Origin of the sequence: Micromonospora sp. WMMD710 (assembly GCF_029626045.1) — a bacterium.
Lineage (GTDB): Bacteria > Actinomycetota > Actinomycetes > Mycobacteriales > Micromonosporaceae > Micromonospora.
In genome coordinates, this window is record NZ_JARUBD010000001.1 from 5,678,350 (window position 1) to 5,696,074 (window position 17,725).

The 17,725-nt window shown below is 66.6% G+C and carries 13 protein-coding genes; 8 read left to right on the forward strand and 5 right to left on the reverse strand.

Going from position 1 to position 17,725, the window contains the following annotated elements; all coding sequences use genetic code 11:
- Window positions 1-90: 90 nt before the first annotated feature.
- Both O7620_RS26385 and O7620_RS26390 read right to left on the reverse strand, forming a co-directional pair.
- On the reverse strand, window positions 91-960 hold the full coding sequence (locus tag O7620_RS26385) for a hypothetical protein (protein ID WP_278125780.1): 870 nt from the start codon (window positions 958-960) through the stop codon (window positions 91-93).
- Window positions 954-1,481 carry a hypothetical protein gene (locus O7620_RS26390; RefSeq protein ID WP_278125782.1) on the reverse strand — a complete coding sequence of 176 codons (528 nt, stop codon included), beginning with the start codon at window positions 1,479-1,481 and terminating at the stop codon, window positions 954-956. The genes O7620_RS26385 and O7620_RS26390 overlap by 7 nt, the downstream gene beginning before the upstream one ends.
- An 815-nt stretch (window positions 1,482-2,296) precedes the next feature.
- On the opposite strand from O7620_RS26390, the gene O7620_RS26395 reads away from it, so the two are divergent.
- Both O7620_RS26395 and O7620_RS26400 read left to right on the forward strand, forming a co-directional pair.
- On the forward strand, window positions 2,297-2,647 hold the full coding sequence (locus O7620_RS26395; RefSeq protein ID WP_278125783.1) for a helix-turn-helix domain-containing protein: 351 nt from the start codon (window positions 2,297-2,299) through the stop codon (window positions 2,645-2,647).
- Window positions 2,648-2,675: 28 nt separating this feature from the next.
- A complete protein-coding gene (locus O7620_RS26400) occupies window positions 2,676-3,401 on the forward strand; it encodes a hypothetical protein (protein ID WP_278125785.1) in 726 nt (241 codons plus the stop codon).
- A gap of 53 nt (window positions 3,402-3,454) precedes the next feature.
- Here O7620_RS26400 and O7620_RS26405 read toward each other — a convergent pair whose 3' ends face one another.
- From O7620_RS26405 to O7620_RS26415, 3 genes are all read right to left on the reverse strand, one after another.
- Entirely contained in the window at window positions 3,455-6,406 is a 2,952-nt protein-coding gene (locus O7620_RS26405) for a DUF499 domain-containing protein (RefSeq protein WP_278125787.1), read from the reverse strand.
- 73 nt (window positions 6,407-6,479) lie between these two features.
- Window positions 6,480-9,167, reverse strand: a complete 2,688-nt coding sequence (locus O7620_RS26410; protein WP_278125788.1) for a DUF1156 domain-containing protein — start codon at window positions 9,165-9,167, stop codon at window positions 6,480-6,482.
- A complete protein-coding gene (locus O7620_RS26415) occupies window positions 9,164-12,397 on the reverse strand; it encodes a helicase-related protein (RefSeq protein WP_278125789.1) in 3,234 nt (1,077 codons plus the stop codon). The genes O7620_RS26410 and O7620_RS26415 overlap by 4 nt, the downstream gene beginning before the upstream one ends.
- A 264-nt stretch (window positions 12,398-12,661) precedes the next feature.
- Between O7620_RS26415 and O7620_RS26420 the strand changes: the two genes are divergently transcribed.
- The 6 genes from O7620_RS26420 to O7620_RS26445 all read left to right on the forward strand — a co-directional run bounded on the left by O7620_RS26420 (window position 12,662) and on the right by O7620_RS26445 (window position 17,570).
- The gene (locus O7620_RS26420) at window positions 12,662-14,029 is read left to right on the forward strand and encodes a hypothetical protein (RefSeq protein WP_278125790.1); all 1,368 of its coding nucleotides are present in this window, start codon (window positions 12,662-12,664) and stop codon (window positions 14,027-14,029) included.
- A 202-nt stretch (window positions 14,030-14,231) separates the two neighbouring features.
- Window positions 14,232-14,759: a DUF6244 family protein gene (locus O7620_RS26425; protein ID WP_278125791.1), complete on the forward strand. Its 528-nt coding sequence runs from the start codon at window positions 14,232-14,234 to the stop codon at window positions 14,757-14,759.
- A 188-nt stretch (window positions 14,760-14,947) separates the two neighbouring features.
- The gene (locus O7620_RS26430; protein WP_278125792.1) at window positions 14,948-15,244 is read left to right on the forward strand and encodes a DddA-like double-stranded DNA deaminase toxin; all 297 of its coding nucleotides are present in this window, start codon (window positions 14,948-14,950) and stop codon (window positions 15,242-15,244) included.
- Entirely contained in the window at window positions 15,241-15,657 is a 417-nt protein-coding gene (locus O7620_RS26435) for an Imm1 family immunity protein (RefSeq protein ID WP_278125793.1), read from the forward strand. Before O7620_RS26430 ends, O7620_RS26435 begins: the two co-directional genes overlap by 4 nt.
- 243 nt (window positions 15,658-15,900) lie before the next feature.
- Window positions 15,901-16,944 carry a hypothetical protein gene (locus O7620_RS26440; RefSeq protein ID WP_278125794.1) on the forward strand — a complete coding sequence of 348 codons (1,044 nt, stop codon included), beginning with the start codon at window positions 15,901-15,903 and terminating at the stop codon, window positions 16,942-16,944.
- A complete protein-coding gene (locus O7620_RS26445; RefSeq protein ID WP_278125795.1) occupies window positions 16,941-17,570 on the forward strand; it encodes a hypothetical protein in 630 nt (209 codons plus the stop codon). The genes O7620_RS26440 and O7620_RS26445 overlap by 4 nt, the downstream gene beginning before the upstream one ends.
- The last annotated feature ends 155 nt before the right edge of the window (window positions 17,571-17,725 follow it).

Here is a 17,725-nt window from a genome sequence, read left to right on the forward strand (position 1 = left end):
TGCGCCGCCCCGCCCGCCGCCCACCAGTGGACACCGGCGGCAGATCCGCAGCGGCGGAGCTTCCCGCGCGGGGACGGTCCGTGGTGACGCTCACCGGGCACCTCCGACGATCGCCTGGGACTCCGCCACCCGCACGGACACCGTCGAAGTCGTCGTGAGCGGAGCGAGAGTGCCCCCACTACCGGCAGCAGACCAGGTGACAGACCACGTCACCGTCGCCCGCAGCCGGAACGCCGCCCCCGCCGCGACAGCGGACGAGGAGGTGTAGGTGTGCCCGCACGCCGAGGACGCCTGCGGGTCCGTGCCCGGCTTCCACGGCTTGCCCGGACCAGTGCATGTCAGGTCGCCGCTGCCGTCGCCGAAGGACCACACCACCCGAGTCGGCGTCGCGGTCGCGGTCACCGACACCCCAGGCACCGACGCGGTCGCCGACCGGGCACCCCACGTCGCCGGGTCCACCCACAACCACACCGGCACCTGCACCAGCACGAACGGCGCCGTGCCGGGATTCGTGCGGATCTGCGGCGAAGGCAGGCGCAGCCGAGAACGCGCGGACTGTGCCAACGCCGCCAGGTTCACCGTCGGCGCCTGGTCCAGCCACACCGGCACGTCCTGCGACCCCAGCCCGTTGGCCACGCAGGTCCGCGAATACCAACCGCCCTCAGGGCCCTTACCGGGCGGCGGCGGGAGGTCTACGTCGACCGGCGCCCAGTAGCAGCCGTCCTCGCCGCCGCCACCCGAGCCGTCATCGGAACCGCCGCCGCCCTGGTTGCCGCCATTCGAGCCGCCCGGTCCGCCCGGAGTGCCAACGCTGATGTCACACTCGGCCGCGTTCGGGGTCTGGCTGCAGTCCACGTTTCCCAGCCCGTCGTCGGCCCAAGCCGGGGAGAAGGCGCCGACGCCGACGCCGACGCCGACAATCAAGAGCGCGATCCCAGCGCGCAGAACACGCCTCAGCATGAGCCGACCGTTTGTACACCGAAGCTGGACACCTTCCAGCCGCCGTCGTCGCGGGTCACGGTCGCCCTCACGGCACGGTTCCCGCCCGGGACGTCATCGGCCAATGCTCCAGTCGCCGTCTTGTAGGTGAGGAATCGCTCCGTATTCAGACAGTCCTGCACCGAGATGCTCGACGGCATGGCAGCGGGCGAGGCTCCCGCGACCTGCGGATCCGACTGGTACTCGCCTTTGACGACCTCGCCGTCCCGGCGGAGCTTCGCCAAGCCGCCCTTCAGATTCGCCAACGCCTCGCCAGTGGTGTGCACAGCCAGCGAAGGCTCGTCCGGGTTGGCGGTCAGGCCAGCCTTCGCGTAGGCCTGCCACATGCCTCGGTAGGCGTCCAGCGCCGCTTCCTCGGCTCTGCCGCGGGCGTCCTGCGTCGGCGCGGGAACAGATGGCAGCGGAGTTCGGCTGTCTTCGACGGGCTCGGCACCCGTGCAGCCCGCAGCCGCAATAGCGACCAGTGCGGCGAGAACAGCCACAGCGGATAGCGGATTGCGGGGCCGGCATGGTCGGTGCCTGACCCGACGCCTCCGCCGATCACGGAAAGTCACTTCTCCTCCTCAGGTGCGCCCAGCCACAGCAGGCGCTGGCGTTCCTGCAGCGATGCGTGGAAGTTCCAGGGAGCGCGGTCTGAATCCACCTCTACACCCGGACCCCGCAGTTACCGCAACGTACTTACCGTGAGGTGATTACGGCTCCGTGAGCACCCTTCGGTAAGCACCAATGGGCTTAAAGCAGAGCAAACCGGCGGCTGATTGTCGGGTTAGCGACACTATGCCCGCAGGCATCGATGCATCTAGAATCCCTCTGAACAGTTCGAGGGAGTCCCGATATGAGTCGCAGTGCCGAGGCTCGTGGCCCTCGCGACCTAGCCCGCGAACTGGGCCGGCGAGCGAACGCGGTCGCCGCTCTCGTCACGCTGCGCGACCGCGGCGACTCCAGCCTGGACGAGCTTGCGAAGCTTGGCAGTTGCCGAGACGATGCTGGACTCGCGTGCGACCTGCGCTGGTTGGCGGCTGCCGGACTGGTGCGACGCGCCTCGGGAGCCGGAAGCTGGGACGTCACAGATGCCGCGTCGGTCTACCTGCTCTCACGGCCCGGTCAGGCCCTCGCCGATTCCCTCATGGCGTTGGCGCAGGCGTGCGACAAGCTGGGCGAACGCCACTCTTCAGGACGCACACCTGTCGATTAGCCAGCACCTCATCCTTCGGAGGTCGTGAATTTTACTATTCACGCTGCGCAGTGCTGCCCTTACACTCTTCTGGGTAGCCGACCTTGACGGGGAGGGAAGGCGGTGCATTCCTTTCAACGCGTCTACGACGCTGTCCGGCTGTGCGGACACCGGTGGTCACTGGAGATCCTGACCGCGCTGCAGCAGGGGCAGCCCATGCGCTTCACCGACCTGCTGCACACCATCAGCCCTGCACCCAGCTCGAAATCGCTGAACGAGGCTCTGCGGCGGCTGCAGGAGCACGGCCTCGTCGGGCACGTCGCAAGCACCGAGGGCGGCCGCTACGCCCTGACCGAAGCCGGTGAGGAACTACTGCCAGTGCTCATGTCATTCATGTCCGACCTGGGGCAATGGCTCGATACCTACGGCGACGAGACCAGCCAGCCCTCGGCCAACAACCGTACCCGCCCCTGAGTAGCGTCGAGGACGCGAGGGCTCGGTCGTGGCGAGTCACCTCGACGCGGCACTCTTGTTCGGCATCGCCGGGCTCACCGGTGCGCTGGTCGGCGCAGTGCTGCCATGCGCCACGCGGCTGCTGGCGGTACCTACCGGCCCATCTAGCATTACCATGGGAGCGGCAGAGGACGCGCTTTCGGGACGTTGGCAACGGTTTGCCACCTGTCGGTTCGTGGCTGTGCCCGGTTGGCTGCTCGGCAGCGTCAGCCTCGCGGTCGCTTCGATCGGTATCGGCCTGCGCCTACGATCCGCCGAGCTATCCGGCCTCGCGACCTTGGCAGTGTGGTTGGTCGTCCTCTACAGCGGGGCGCTGCTCGCGGCCGTCGACATCGCCGTGCGCCGTCTGCCCACTCTGGTCATCGCCGTCGCGGCGGCAGCGGTCTTCGCCATCCTCGCTGCCGAGGCGGCCATGACCGCTGACGGGCGGCGGCTCATCATCGCTGCCGCCGCCGGCGCGGCGCTCGGCGGCGGATACCTACTGCTCGCCCTCCTCGCCGGCAGCGGCATGGGACTCGGCGACGTACGCTTCGCCGCCCTACTCGGCACCGCCCTCGGCACGCTCGGCTGGGACGCAGTACTCCTTGGCGCAGTCCTGCCATACCTGCTCGCAGCGCCCACCGCGCTCATCGGCTTGGTTCGGCGAGGTAACAGCATCGCCTTCGGCCCCTACCTGATGGCTGGTGCCATCGCGGCGCTCCTGCTCGTTGCTTAGGAACAGCTCACGGCGGGTCGCGGCGTTGCCTGCGAATCTATTACGTGTGCAGGCTATTGATCCCTCACCGTTACACCGAGGCCGAGCGCGCGTACCTGTTCGGCCAGCTTGTCCGCTGCCGAGGCATCCACGACGAGCTGCAGGGTGCCCTGCAAGTACGAGATAGTGCCTTCATCCAGCATTGAGTAGAGAGTCCGGAAAACCTGGGCCATCCCTTCGCTCTTGTGCGGTTGCTGGAAGAGGTTACCGACTAGCGGGAAGGTGACGAACTTTTCAGCGGGCGTGTGGTCGGTGGATTCTCCCGTGCCGCTGGTACCTCCCGGTGCTTCGGAACCTGTCGAGCCAGCGCCGCTCGTGCCGCCGGGTTGCGGCTTCGGCGTGTCAGCGGTGGGCTCGTCGGCTCCAGGGTCCTCACAAGTGAGCGGGCGCGCGAGGCGCAGCCCGACCGAGGCGAGATTGACCTGGCTTGAGTCGGTGACCGCGACTGGCTGGGACGAGCCGTCCACGATCGCGAGTTCGTCCGACGCGACTGCGCTGTAGATCGCCTCTTGCAGGTCCGCCTCACCGGTGTACAGCAACGGGAGACGGGGGGTGTTCCAGAACGCGTCGCGGATCTCAGACAGGGGTCGTCCATAGTCCTGATCGCGCAGGTGATAGAGCAGCACCCGAGCGGTGAACTGTCCGGCGTCGAAGACTTTCTCCTTGTCGGCGAGCGCCTTCCATACCTGGGTGCCGTCCAGGGCGCTCTGGTTCTCGTCCTCGAAGGTGACCTGGTCGAGCGCGCGGTCCGCGTCTGGATTGGGTTGCGCCAGGTAGGCCACATGCTGGTATGCGCGTTTGACCGCTTTCTCCAGCTCGAGTTTCGCGGCCGTCAGTTCCTTGTTCCCCGTGGTGGTGAGATCGGCGTCGGCTTGCACCTCGGGCGCCGAGAGCGCCCGATGGCGGGCCAGGTACTCCACCGCGAGGGCCCTCGCCCGGGCTCGGCGTTGGGTGTTGGCGACGGCGAACACTGCGGAGGAGGCCCACTCGACAGGCAATCGTGCGGTGCCTTCTCCGAGGCCGACGGCGACCTTGAGGGCCTGGATGGTCTGCTGCTCGATCCCGTTGCGCAGGGAGAATTGGGCCGGATCGAGGATGAACAGCCGGGTGGTGCGGGCGTCGTCGAGCCCGGCGGTTGCTAGCACCTCGGTCGGAGTCCGAGCGAGGTCGGCGGTGATAAACCGTTTGACCTTGAATGGGCCTGTGTTGGCCAGTCGCTGCGCGAACTCGACGATGACGTGATCACGTTCGTCGTCGGTGACGGTTTTGCGCAGCGAGTTGACCAGCGTGCGGTAGGTCAGCTTGGTCGACAGGTAGTACCGCGCCGGCTTGTTGTTGCCCTGCCCGGCGATCGCTTCGACTGCGCTCATGCCCTTGTCCTGATTGACCAGGTCGGCGACGACGCCGTCGGCGTCAGTGAGCGTGAAGTCGGAGTCCGGGGCGGCGAGGGCTGCCTTGACCTCTGGGGCTGAGGCGCCGCGCCGTCCGCCTGGGCGGGAGCCGACGATGCTGGTGAGGAAGATGAAGGTCGCGCCCCGTTCCGCAGCTCGGGGGTTGGTGGCCGACCATGGGACGGGTTCGCGTTGCAGGTCGAGCCTGCGGGCGGCGCCGCCGTCGTCGTTCTGATTGACGATCTCGTTCTCGGCCAGCGCACGGAAGTTCGCGACTGTGCGTTGGTCACCGACGAGGCCGGAGCCGAGGATCGCCTCGCGTACGTTGTTGTTCGACAGCGGAAGGTCGCCGGGACCGATGAGCGGCGGAGCCCAGTCTCCCTTCTTGCCGCGCTGCTGCAGCGCATAGACCGACGCGGCGAAGATGCGGATGGTGGATCTGACCTTCTGGAAGCCGGTCACGGTGGCCCACTCGTGCTCGGCCAGATGCATCAGCATGGGGTGGAAGGGGTACGTGCGGCGTACCTCGCGGAGGAAGTCGCTACGCCACGTCCCAGGGATGTTGTCCCAGACGTTCTTGGTCCACGGTTTGTCGGTGTGGATGCCGTCGAACGCGTGGGCAGCCGCGACGACGATTTCCTCCGGCGGCGCCTGGTCGAACAAGCGTCGGCGGAGGATGTCCGCGAAGTCGGCGTTCGCGGTCACGGTCGCCGGCAGGCCGTTGCGCTCCAGCAGGTCGTGCAGGTCGGTGCGGCGTTCCCGGGCACCGTCGGTGCCCAGCGCAATGGTATCGGAGCCGATCATGACAACGAGCATGGCCACGTTCGGTACGTCATTGACCGCATCCAGCAGAGCGCGCAGGAACGCCATGTCTTGGGCGACAAGTTCGGGCTTGGCGGCGCCGTCGAGGCCGTTCCCGAAGTAGTCCATGATCTCATCGACAATGATGAGAACAGGTCGATTGAGCGCTCGCAGCGCCTCAGCGATCTTGCTCTTGTCGTTGAAGTAGGGGGCGTAGCGTTCGTAGAGCGTGTAGTCCTTGGAGAACAACCGCCACAAGAACCGCTCGTACAGGTTGTACGCCGGTCCGTCGATTTCCTTGACTGGGGCGCCGGGGGTCATGTTGTCGCACGGCAGGACGACCACGTGCGGGTTGTTCAGGTCGGGCGGCAGGCTACGGCCGAGGATGCCGGCGGCGCGGGTGAAAACCAGCTTGCCCAAGTCGGTCTGGGCCAGAGCTGTGGGGTGGCGCGCGAGCTGCCAGCAGCCGATGCAGGCGTGGGACTTACCGCCGCCCATGCCTTGGTCCAGACGTGTGAGCGCCCGGGCCTTGGTGTAGTCACTGCCGCCGCCGAGACGGACGGAGATCTCGGCGAGCAGGCCGACGAGCAGATCTGTGGGATAGGTGATCTCTGCGTAGTAGGTGGCGTCGGCGTAGGCCGGCCGCAACGTGCCTGTCGCGTAGACGGCGTTGAACAGCGACATCTGCACGTCGTCGATCTGCCCAGCGGCGTTGATGACCTCCGGTCGGATGCGGATCGCGTCCCACCACGGGGTCATCCTGGCGCCGCTCATCGTCGTCCCCTCACCTCGCGCGGATGCAGCCTCGCGGACGCCCCGATCGCCTCGGCGGCCTCCGTGAGTTCGGTCAGAATAGTGGTTGCTGAGCGTCCTGTGCCGCCTGCGTCGTGTTGGCGGACTTCGCCGCGCTGAAGACGCCCGACTGGTTGCGCAGGATCCGGGTCCATCCGATCGCGTCGGCGTCGCGCTCGGGCAGCCGGTCTGCCAGGAATTTCATCGCTGCCCATAGGTATGGGTCCTCGCTGTCACGGCCGGACGAGGACAGGACCTCACCGACGGCGCCGAGGCCATCGCGTTGCGCCCTGCCCATCGCCAACACGACATCGATGACTGGGGAATCGCTGGTGATGGTCGCCTTGAAACGCGCCGACGCGACGAACTGGCAACCGTCGCTCGCGCTGGGTACGAGGTCCTTGACGTCACTCATGTCCAGGTCTGCGGCTAGGACCTGCCAGCGCAGCTCAGACTTAGCGACCAGTTGACGGCCGAACAGCCGGACCCACCACAGCGCGAACCGGGTGCGCGGGTCGAAGGCCTGTAGCGGATGCCGGTCGACGTCCACCGCCATCGCGTCCTGAACAGCCCGACGGGCAAGGACCAGATATCGGTCGATCTCGACAGGCTCAGCGCGGCTGTCGAGGATGCGGGTGTAACGGCCGACGATTTCCATGGCTGGTCCCGCCGAGGCCATGAGCATGTCTGTCGGCGCGAGGCCCGCACGCTCCCAGTCGCGGACTCGACGGGCGATTTCCTCGCGGATTTGCATCTCGACGGCTGCGGCCCGACCGTCCTTGCGGTTCGGCATTGCTGGGCGGCAGGCCATCGTCAAGGTGGTGACGATGTTCGCCGACCCGGCAGCCGCACCGCCGGCTTCCGTCTTCGCGGGCCACGAAGCAGACATCACCAGGTCGGCGGCGGTGATGGCTTGTAACAGGCGATGCCAAACCTCCGGGTCCCCGTGCCCGAAGACGATAGTGACGACGCCGTCATGAGCGACGACCCTGCGGGCTTCGGAGAATGCTTGGGCGATCATCCGATCGTAGTGATCGGTGGTGCGGTGATCGTTCGCCGGACCGCCACCGCGCTTGACGATGACCTCCGAACCCTTCTCCTGGACCCCGTCCGGGTGGGCAGTGATCGCCACGGATGGATCGGCGACCTGCATGGCACGTTTCGCCCACACGTAGAACATGTCGCTGGAGTCGCTGTAGTCGATCATGTCGTCGTAAGGCGGGTCCGTCACGACAGCGTCCATGGAAGCGGTGCGAAAGCGCACCCCGGTAGCGTCACCGCGTTCGATGGTGGCCGGGACGCTACCGGCGCGAAGCAGGATGTTCCGCATCGCGGTAAGGGTCTGCGACGCCAGCGAGTGCCAGGAGCCGGGTCCGTCGGAGAGTCCACCCTCGAACCAGTCATAGGAGAACGAGACTGCAGACTGGTTGACGAACAAGTCACCGATCTGGCATCCGCCGGCCTTCTGCAGGCGGGCGCCCCTGGAGGACCGACGCAACTTCCGCATCATGGCGGCAGTGGCGAAACCGGCCAGCGCGCGCACATAGTCGGTGCTCAGGCCAGCGTCGAGACAGATTTGAGAACATTCGTTAATCGCCCGCGACAGCCTGACGAAGCCTAGGGCTTGGCGATCCTCGAACAGGTCGCCGTACACCTTGTCGCCGTAGTTGACGGATTGGATCGTCCGACTGTTGCCGTCGGGGATGCGTTCGTCGGGACGGGCTGGGAGTAGCCCGAACGGTGGTTCCTCGGCGAGCGCCTTGCGTGCCCGTTCGGTGGCGGCGAACTCGTCACCGGTCGGCTCGCGAAAGACCTTTGTGCCCTCGTCATCGAGGTCAGCGGCCACGAGCAGCATGTCGCGTCGCTCGCCGTCGAGGCTCAGCCGGGTGTGCGTGTCTTTGGTGTGAACGTGTCCACAGAAGGGGCAGACCGCGACGCGGCCGTCGGAGGCGTACTTGCTCTTGCCGGCCAGGACCCGAGTCGGTGTCCCTCTAGGCGGGCCGTCGTGAACGACGGCAGTCACCTTGCCGCTCTTGCCGTCCGCGTCGAGGTAGAAGCTTTGTCCCGGGTCGTCCTTCTTCGGCCGCGGCAAGCGCAGGTGAAGTTCTCCGACGAGCGGGAACCGGTTCCCGCACTCTTGGCACGGCAGCGAGGAGGCCCACAGGTAACCCCAGGGGAAGCGACCACCGTGCTGGGGATAGAACTCGGCCATCGCGGCGGTGAAGCGGGCTCCGACCTCGTTGAGGAAGGTTTCGGCGTCGTCGAGCAGGCGTACACCGCTCATAGTTGTGGCACCGAACGGCAGCGGCTGTTCCGTTGACCAGTCCCGGTACAGCAGGTCGGCCAGCAGCGAACCGCCGAGCGTGGCGAATGGCGAGTAATCGACGCCGAACGCATCCGCGCCGAGCCTGCCGGCTTCCAACGGGATCATGGCCCGGCCGGAGAACGGATCGAGAACCCGAGGGCGGCGTCCGTAGGTGTCGGCCAAGATTTTCTCGATCTCGTCCTGGGCCTTCCTGTAGCCGCTCATCGCGGTGCGGACCAGGTTTTGTAGCTTGCGCTGGTCCTGCTCGCTGTCCGGCCAGGGGAGCAGGCTGGTGAGAACGGCAGCCTTGGACTGGGCCACGGGTCGTTTGGCGAACCAGACCCACAGGCTGGATTCGGTGTTGCCGGAGCCCCATCCGTTGGCGCTGTTGTTGGAGACCTCGGCGCAGGGGAACCAGCGTTCAATCATTCGGGTCATCGGTGGTTCTCCTGCTGGGCTGTGGTGCGGTGCTTGCTCAGGGTGCTGCCGGGGACGCGGAAGACTGCATCATTGCGGATCTCGTCGGCGAAGGTTGTGACGGGGTCTCGGTAAGTGCCGAAGAGCGTGCCTCGGCTGTCGTGGCACTGGTCGACCACGTAGAGCCAGTAGTCGGTGCGGTGCTGGGTGGCGATCAGCACCTCGTTGCCCGTCATGCGGATGCCGTTGCTGGCTGCGGACCGCCACACGCCCTTGACCTCGACCAAGCGCTGATCGCGGCCGCGGATGGCGTGCAGGTCGTAGCCGCGGTTGTCCGCGTGCACGTCGGCGACACGCCATCCGTCTTCCTGTAGCAGGCGCAGGACATGGAGCATCGCCACAGTCTCCGAATCCGTCTCCTCGGCTGTCCGTGGCGCGGCCGTCGGGTGGACGCGGATACGCGCCACCAGTTTGGGTTCGCTCAGCCTGACCTGGCTGAGTGCTTCCAGCTCGCCTAGACGCTCCGTCGCGCGCTGCTCCAGCCGGTGGCGGGTCGCGACCCGCTCCTTCTTGTCGGCGATTCCCACGGTCAGGTCGACGGGAAGGTTTTGTAGGTCGTGGCGAGCCTGGGCGAACCACTCGCTGCGCACCCGCTGATGCTCGTCGCGGGTCTTCGCGGCCAGAGCGGCTGCGGCCTGCGCGGCGGTGTCGATCCGCGCGGGGTGGGGCGCGGTGCCGGCCAACGCGCTGGGGACGAGATTGGCGAGCGTCTCCCACCGCACCGGATACGCCTGACCGTTGTCGTCGACGCGGATCAGGGCAGCCCACGCGGTGTGGCGTTTGCCACCGGCCTCGGTCAGGGTGGCTTCGAAGGCGTGCAGTTCGTATCCGCTAAGACTGGTGGGGTCATCGGCAGCCCCACCCCGGTATATGTCGGCGGCGAGGGTCTCGTCGGCGAGGGCGATGAGATCGCCGAAGGCCGCGTCGCCTGGGCCCAGCGCAAGCACGTTCGACGTGTCGACACTGACGCTATGGTCACGCAGCGCCTCGCCGCTAGTCGCAACGAGCGCCTGCGGGCGCCCCCCCAAGCCTTGCGGCAGGGGGCTGTCGGAGGACAGCAGCAGGATGCCCTCGCCGGCGGCGGTGCGCTGCACTCGCAGCAGACGGGCCTGGTCGAGCCGGTTGAGGTATGACTCGACGATCGCCGGGTTGATCCGGTCCAGCAGATCCCGTTGTAGCAGTGTGAGTGCGGCCATCGCGTCGACCTGACTGGCGAGCGCGGCCTCTTGGGCTCGGGCGGCGCGCGCGGCCCGCTTGAGATCGGCGGTGTGTACCTTGCGCACAGCGGCGTCGGCGGCTGCCTTCTTGTCCTCATCATCGCCATAGAGATCCGTGAGCCACTGCTCGTACCGCATCCCCGTCATCTCCGCGACGGTCGACAGGCTGTCGAAGATCTGCCCGCCGAGCTCACTGGCGGCGGACACGAACCGCTCCAGCAGCGTATGCAGCACATCACCCTCACGGGTGTCTGTGGCGATGAGGTTGTATAGGAGAACGTCACGTAGTTGCCCGACCCGGTGGATACGGCCCATGCGCTGTTCCAGGCGCACCAGCGACCACGGCATGTCGTAGTTCACCAGCACGTGCGCGGCTTGCAGGTCGATGCCCTCGTTCCCGGCGTCGGTGGTGACGATGACCTGGAACTCCCGACGCATGAACGCGGCCCGCACGGCATCACGTTCGGCCGGTGCCTGCCGTCCTGAGTACATGCGGGCGGTGTAGCCAGCAGCGTTAAGTCGCTGCACGATCCACGCGGCGGAATCTGCGTATTCGGTGAACACAACCGCTTGCTCGCCGCTGCCCGCGATGATCCCATTTGCCGTAAGGCACAGGCGTGTCAGGTCACGCCATTTCGACGGCTCGTAGCTGCTGTCCGCCAGGATGGCATCTAGCTGCTGGAGCAGGTCCTTGATCGCCGCGCGCTCAGCCCGGCTGGCCTGTGACGTGGCATGGACGACCTTGGCCTCGTCCTTGGCCTCGTCGTCGGCCTCAAAGGTCCGCTCGACGTCCAGGACCGCCTCGGCCTCGGTCTTCGCGCCCATATGCGCAGAGCGGCGGCGTAGCGTCTCCCGGAGCGCGAACAATGTCGAGGCGGCTCGCTTGCCGTACACCATACGGGCCAGGGTTCGAGCCGTGGGAGGGAAGAACTGGTCGACCATGTCCAGCGCCTGCCGGTAGATCGAGTACTCCTTGGATCCCAGCGGTACCCGGAAGTTGCTTGCCGTGCGCCCCTTGAACAATCGGGTCACCCCGTCGTAGTCGACGAGGTCTTCTTTCATTCTTCGCAGGAAGTGCACTGGTCCGGGGCGTAATGGCTGTAAGCCCTCGTCGTTCTTGTCTCCGGGATCGGGATAGATGTCGGGGTCTACCAGGTGCAATAGGTGGCGGAACAGCCACTCGGACCCGCGGTGCGGAGTCGCGGTCATCAACAGCGCACGTGGGGCGTTCTTCGCCAGCATGCGCCCGACCTGGTGAAACGAGGTGGCCGTCGGAGTTAGGCGGTGGGCCTCGTCGAACACGACGATGTCCCAGCCTGCCTTGTCCGGGCGGATAGCATCCTGCACGGCGCCGTTCGTGGCCGCCAGTTCAAGCGACACGACCCACAGGTCGTGCCCCGTGTCGAGCGCATGCTCACGTACCGTGTCCGCCGTGATTCGGCGCAGGCCCCCGCCGAAGAACCGATCGAAGTCCTCCTGCCACTTGCTGGCCAGGTTTGCCGGCACGACGATCAACGCCCTGCGGATCAACCCGAGTCGCTGCATCTCTCGCAGATAAAGACCGGCCATGATCGTCTTGCCGGTCCCGGGCTCATCAGCCAGCAGGAACCGCAGGAACGGTTGCGGGAGCATCGCTCCGTACACGGCGTTCGCCTGATGAGCGTAGGGGCGCAGCGGGCTCGATGCGAGCAGCGTCGTCTTGGCGTTGGTAGCGGCTGCGGCCATCCATCGGGTCCACATACCGGCCAAGACGCGCGCCGAAGGGGCGCGGCCATCCTCGACCAGACGGGTGACCTCTACGGCTTGTTCGCCGGTGAGGGACACCTTATGGAGTGAGCCGGCGTCATCCGTGACATAGAGCGTCCAAGCTCCGCCCGCACCGCGTTGCGCGAGATCTACGGTCACCCACGAGGGCAGGTTGCGACCGGGTATGTGAATCCTCTGCCCGGGCTCGAATCCTGCCGCATCGACCACGAGTCCTCCTTTGACCACGGGATTCTCGCACGAAGGGGTCAGAGCCCTGGGGACGCGGAGAACGCGGCGACGGAGGTCTGACCCGTCCGGCTGTCAGCATCCCAGCCAGCTGGTGCAGAGCCCGGCCTGCCCAAGCCTTCAAGGTACTCGCGGTGTACATGCGCTCCAAGTCAGGAAGGCCAGGGCCCAGGTCAGGGCGTTGGTGTGAGACCTCGACGATCGTCAAGGGCTGCCCTATGCAAAGACGGCTGGCAAGCTATGCGCATGCCGGCACGCGACGTGATCCTCTGGGCACTCGACGAGGTTATGACCGACGGGGGTCAGCGGCGTGACTCGGCACGGGTCACGGACGTGTTCTACCGGCACAGCCGACCGAAACCCGGTGCACTTATGCTCGGCATCGGCGCCGCCGACGGCGACACTGGCGATGTCGACGCTGTGATGCTCGTCGGTATTGCCCGCCGCTCGCAGCAGGTCGCGACCGGCAAGGACCGCACTTCGATCATGCCAGTGTTCCGTCTTCCCAAGCCGGTGCCGGTCAGGCGCCTGCAGGCAGCGCTACCCCAAGACGTGGAGCGACGCCTCAACCTCCCGGGCCGGATGCCTCATCCTCTTGAGCCAAAACGGCTGCCTCCGCAGGCCGGCACCGCCGTAGTCGCCGCGTTGCAACAGCTCTCGCCCGACGTCGGGCAGTGGATCGCGGCGCTACGTGAGGCGGACGAGCCGTTGACCGGGCCACACGCCGCTCGGCTGCGTGAGGAGCGTGACGCCGTTTCACTAGCAATCGACATTTCCGGCGTCACGGCACCCGACGACCTGCTCTACACCCCGGGCGACGGGCTCAGGCCCGAGGAGGCGTTCGGCGCCGCCATCAATCCGCTGTATCTCGCAGACAACCCATTGGCGGTAGCGGACAACGAGGACGACTTGCTCGCCGAGGACCTGCGCCGCTTCGACCCTCAAGGTCAACTACGGCTGCGAAGCTCTAGCATCGCCCGCTTCAGCGACAACCAGTTCACGCTGACCATCATGAACGTCAACCGCAAGCCCCTAGAGAAGGCTCTGGGCGTCGACCTCGTCTACTTCGACGAACTCGAACGCATCTTCACTCTTGTGCAGTACAAACGCATGACCCTGCGCCCCGCCAGCCGAAACAGTGACACTGAGAGGTGGGCGTACACGGGCCAGGCGGAACTTGCGGAACAATTGCAGCGGATGGACATCGGCTTGAACGAGCCGGTCAACTCGCAGGACTGGCGCATGGTGCCCAGCCCGTTCTGGTTCAAGTTTGTCCGCGACCAGGACTTCACCCCCGGCGACCCATTCGTACTCAAGGGCATGTACGTACCGGCCGACTACCTTCAGCGAGCGATCGCCGACGGAAGCCTGCGCACCGGACCTCGCACCGGATTCGAGGTCACCTACGGCAACACCCGATACCTTCCCCGGGAGGTCTTCGTCGCCCTCGTGCGCCGCGGATTCGCGGGCACCACCAAGGCGGGAAGCGAAGCCGTCTTGGAGGTTGCCGCTCAGCAAGCCCAGACGCGAGAGGTCGTCCTTGCAAGCAAGACGCGGCGCAGCGAATACGACCATCCGAACCGTGCCGACCGTGGCATGGAGGCGATCTTCTGATCGGGCAGGGTAGCCGACACCCACACAGCGTCTGTCCGGCCGGCGTCTTATTCGCATGGAGAGGCGAGGCCTGACGCCTGCTGTTCATCAAGAAAAAACGGATCACTCAACGGAAGCCGCCGTGCGCATTGGTTGTGTTCCAGAGGCACTCGTCTCTACGCTGCCACAGTTCTCTGTGGACTCAGAGCCGGAGGGTGGTTCGATGTCGCTCACCGACAGCATCGGTGCCGACGTGCAGGCGATGGCGGCAGGCGTGGACCGGGCGCAGCAGGAGGCCGGCGCTGTCGACCATGCGATCGAGCAGATCACCGCTCGGGCGGTGGCTTCCGGCTTCGCCGGCATCGCTGCGGGATTGGCTCGCGCGCGGGAAGTGCTCGGGCAGGCTCGGTCTCGGCTGGCGCAGGCCGATGGGGTCCTGGGTGAGGCGTCGCGGTCGCTGAGCGCCGTGCCGCAGCAGCCGTCGCCGCAGGAGACGATCGCCGCGCTCACACCGGTCGTGGCCGCGCTAACCGCCGTTGACGGTCATGTCACTGCGGCCGGATCCGCGGTCGATGACACGCGACGGCAGGTCACGACGGCGTTGCAGGGCGGGCAGCCCGGTCCCACGCTATCGCGGCTGCAGCAGGTGCTGCAGGTCCTGGCGGCCGTCCGGACCCGCGGGACCGAGGCCCGACAGCACGTCGAGGCGGCGCTGGCGCAGGCTCGGCAGGTCGGTGAGCTGGGAAACTGACCATGGGCGGTGGCAGCGACATCAGCCGACCGCCCGCCACACGCGACACGTCTTCGAGTGCAACGGAAGCACCGGCTCAGCCCGAGTTGGTGCCCGAAGGGCTGATCGATGCGGCTCGGGACCTGCCTCGGCGGCAAGCGAAAGACCCTACTTCAGGTGTGGCGTTGATCGGTGGTGAACGGATACCCATGAGGTCGGGCCGTGACCCGGCCGCCGCCGCCGACCTCAAGCCGGCCTACAAACTCATCGCCACCACGACTGACCATCTGGAGGCCAAGCTTGCCGCCCGGATGCGCCGCGACCACATCACCCAGGCGGCTGTCGTGACCAACAATGCGCCCTGCGACTACACCCCCTACGGCTGCGAGAAGATCCTCTCCCAGCTCCTGCCCGCTGGCGCGCAGCTGGCCGTATACGTACGCGACGATGAGGGGCAGGTACGTCACTGGCGTACCTACACAGGCAACGGAAAGGCGATCGCATGAAGGTGACCTGGACCTACGACCGGGGCGACCAGCGCGACAACCACGAGGTCGAACTAACCGACCCCGACGCCCTGGAAGCCCTCCTTCGCAAGATCCAACAGGCCGGTGAGTCCGTCGTGCTGACCATCTTCAGCGACACCACCGACGACCTTGGCGACCTACCACCCGGCATCCAGATCGGGCTCGGTCACCCCAACCACGCCTTCGCGGTATACATCGCTGACGACGGCGGCTACCTCAGCGACCCCACAGCGGAAACCCCGCCCGCGGGACTCCACTTCGACTTCGGCGGAGTGCCCACCGAGTACCCGGCCGAGCACCTACAACTTCGGCCCGAAACGGCGATGAAACTGGCAGTCACCTTCCTCAAGACCGGCGGCAAACCGCCGCACCTGTCGGCTGTCACCGAGTAATCGCATGGCGAGGGGCAGGTGGCGCGCTCTGGTGCCACCGCCCGTGATGCCGAAGGTCTCCGTGCCCCGCAGCGTACGACCTGGCCGGCTCCCGCGCAGCGGTGCGACCCAAACCCATAGGGTCACCCCAGCCGGCGGGCGGCCCACGGCCGCGAGGCCCAGTCCGGATCCACCTGTTTGTCGTGGAGCGAGAATGCTCAGGTGGCCCCTCACAACGAGCGAGTACGCGCTGCGGTAGACCGCGTGAACCGTCTTCACGCCCTGATGGAAGCCGACCTCAACGAAGTCCGGGGTGGCTTCGACTGGTGGTACGGGTACTTCGACCAACCGAGGATCATCTTCGCCAGCGACTACCTACTTCAGGTCACCGGACAGATCCGCAACATGCTCAACATGGCGGCCTGGCATCAGATTGCCTTCAACGAAGCCTGGTACGCCGAGACGAACTGGCTACGCCAACACGCAAGCAAGGGCGTCGACCCCTTCACGATGCGCGGCGACCCCGAAGAGAAGAGGGCTGCCCGCATCGACGCCGCCCTCGCCGGCTTCTTCCAAGCATGCGGCAGCAGCCTTGACTTCCTCGCTGCCTCCACCATCGGTGTTCTCGGCATCGTTGCAGACCTCGTGACCGCAAGCTGGACGACGGTCACCACCGCCAAGACTGGACCTGACAAGGTCCGTCGAAATCTCCTCGCCGCGGAGGGCTCGCCCGCCAGGACGCTGCAGGACGGTGCCATCAGCAACATCCTCACGGCGTTCGACCGGCAGCCCAGCGGCTGGCTGACCTGGGCACTGGACATGCGCAACGTCATGATCCACAGGGCCCACCGCTTCGAACTACGCCGCTTCTATCGGCGTACCCAGCGCGACGAGCTTCAATACGTCCTGCACCTGCCCAGAAACCCGCAACTTACCGACGCCGAGGCGTTCGTCCTCGGAGAGCAGCCCCAGGATCTCCTGCTATGGGAGCACGCCGGCACCACCATGAGCGGCGTCCTTGACAACCTGACCGGCGCCGCAACGCACACCGCTGACCTTCTTCACGACGCTTGGCAGCATCGCCGTAGCGATCCGGCGCTCATCACCCAGCCAGACGCCCAGTGGAAGAAGGTATACCCCGAACGCCGCGACCTGTCCTTGTTCGGAGGCTTCGGCAACGCGGTTCCACCTGTCGGCAACGAGCAGGTCCACGTCCCGCCTGCGACCGCTCGTCGACTGCGCGCCGCCAAGCTGCTCGATAGCGGCAGGCCCTACTGGGTTCGAGCCCTCATATTTCCCCCACGGTGAGTAGGTTCACTCCTTGGCGCGCCGAGGGCAGGCGCAGGGGTTCGATTCCCTGGCGATACAGCGCACGCCCAGCACGCCTACAGGGCGCAGAGGCGGGCCGCGACTACATCGACCTCGCGGGTTGCCGGAGCGAGATCGACGTCGTCGGTCTGCAGGTGCAGGTTGATCACGTCGAAGCCGTCTCCGGACAGGGCGGCGCGGATGCCCTGCGCGACTCCGAGGCATGCCGTGACGACGCCGACGAAGGCGGCGCCGACGGCGGTTCCGGCGAGTTGGACGGATCCGCATGGATCGCGTCGCTGAAGGTCGGCGAGGGCGGCCGTGGCAGCACGTCGTTGCTGGGGGACGTCACCCTTCCAACCCGGAACCTGGTCGCTGCGGATCTGAGCGGGGAATCGGCGCAGGAGCACGGCGTTGAAGTCAGCCGATCCGACGCCGAGTCCGGCGTCGATGGCGAGCTTCCCGCCGACTCCGGAGATGAGCCTGCGAGGGTCGAGGCTGTCGACGCCGAGCAACGCGACATGGTGGTCGTCGACAAGGACTCGGCTGGTGGGGCGCTGAGTCCGGTACTCGGCGATCTGATTGCCGTCGGCCTCGGCTCCTGGTTCGTCGCGGTGGGTAGGTAGAGCGCTGCCGTCGTGCGGGGACCTCCCGACGGCTGTCGAACGACAGCCGCTGTCCCGGACGAAAGCACCTTGAAGAGCTCTCGTCTCGACCTCGGCGTCCTGTCGGTGGCCGGGCATACCATGGCCTTCCTAGCGGTCTCCCGCCAGCTCTCAAA

Excerpts from the sequence above, each read along its gene's own strand:
- O7620_RS26385 (WP_278125780.1), bottom strand. The coding sequence starts at position 960 with ATGCTGAGGCGTGTTCTGCGCGCTGGGATCGCGCTCTTGATTGTCGGC.
- O7620_RS26405 (WP_278125787.1), bottom strand. The coding sequence starts at position 6,406 with ATGAGCGGCGCCAGGATGACCCCGTGGTGGGACGCGATCCGCATCCGA.
- O7620_RS26410 (WP_278125788.1), bottom strand. The coding sequence starts at position 9,167 with ATGACCCGAATGATTGAACGCTGGTTCCCCTGCGCCGAGGTCTCCAAC.
- O7620_RS26420 (WP_278125790.1), top strand. The coding sequence starts at position 12,662 with ATGCCGGCACGCGACGTGATCCTCTGGGCACTCGACGAGGTTATGACC.
- O7620_RS26425 (WP_278125791.1), top strand. The coding sequence starts at position 14,232 with ATGTCGCTCACCGACAGCATCGGTGCCGACGTGCAGGCGATGGCGGCA.
- O7620_RS26430 (WP_278125792.1), top strand. The coding sequence starts at position 14,948 with ATGAGGTCGGGCCGTGACCCGGCCGCCGCCGCCGACCTCAAGCCGGCC.
- O7620_RS26435 (WP_278125793.1), top strand. The coding sequence starts at position 15,241 with ATGAAGGTGACCTGGACCTACGACCGGGGCGACCAGCGCGACAACCAC.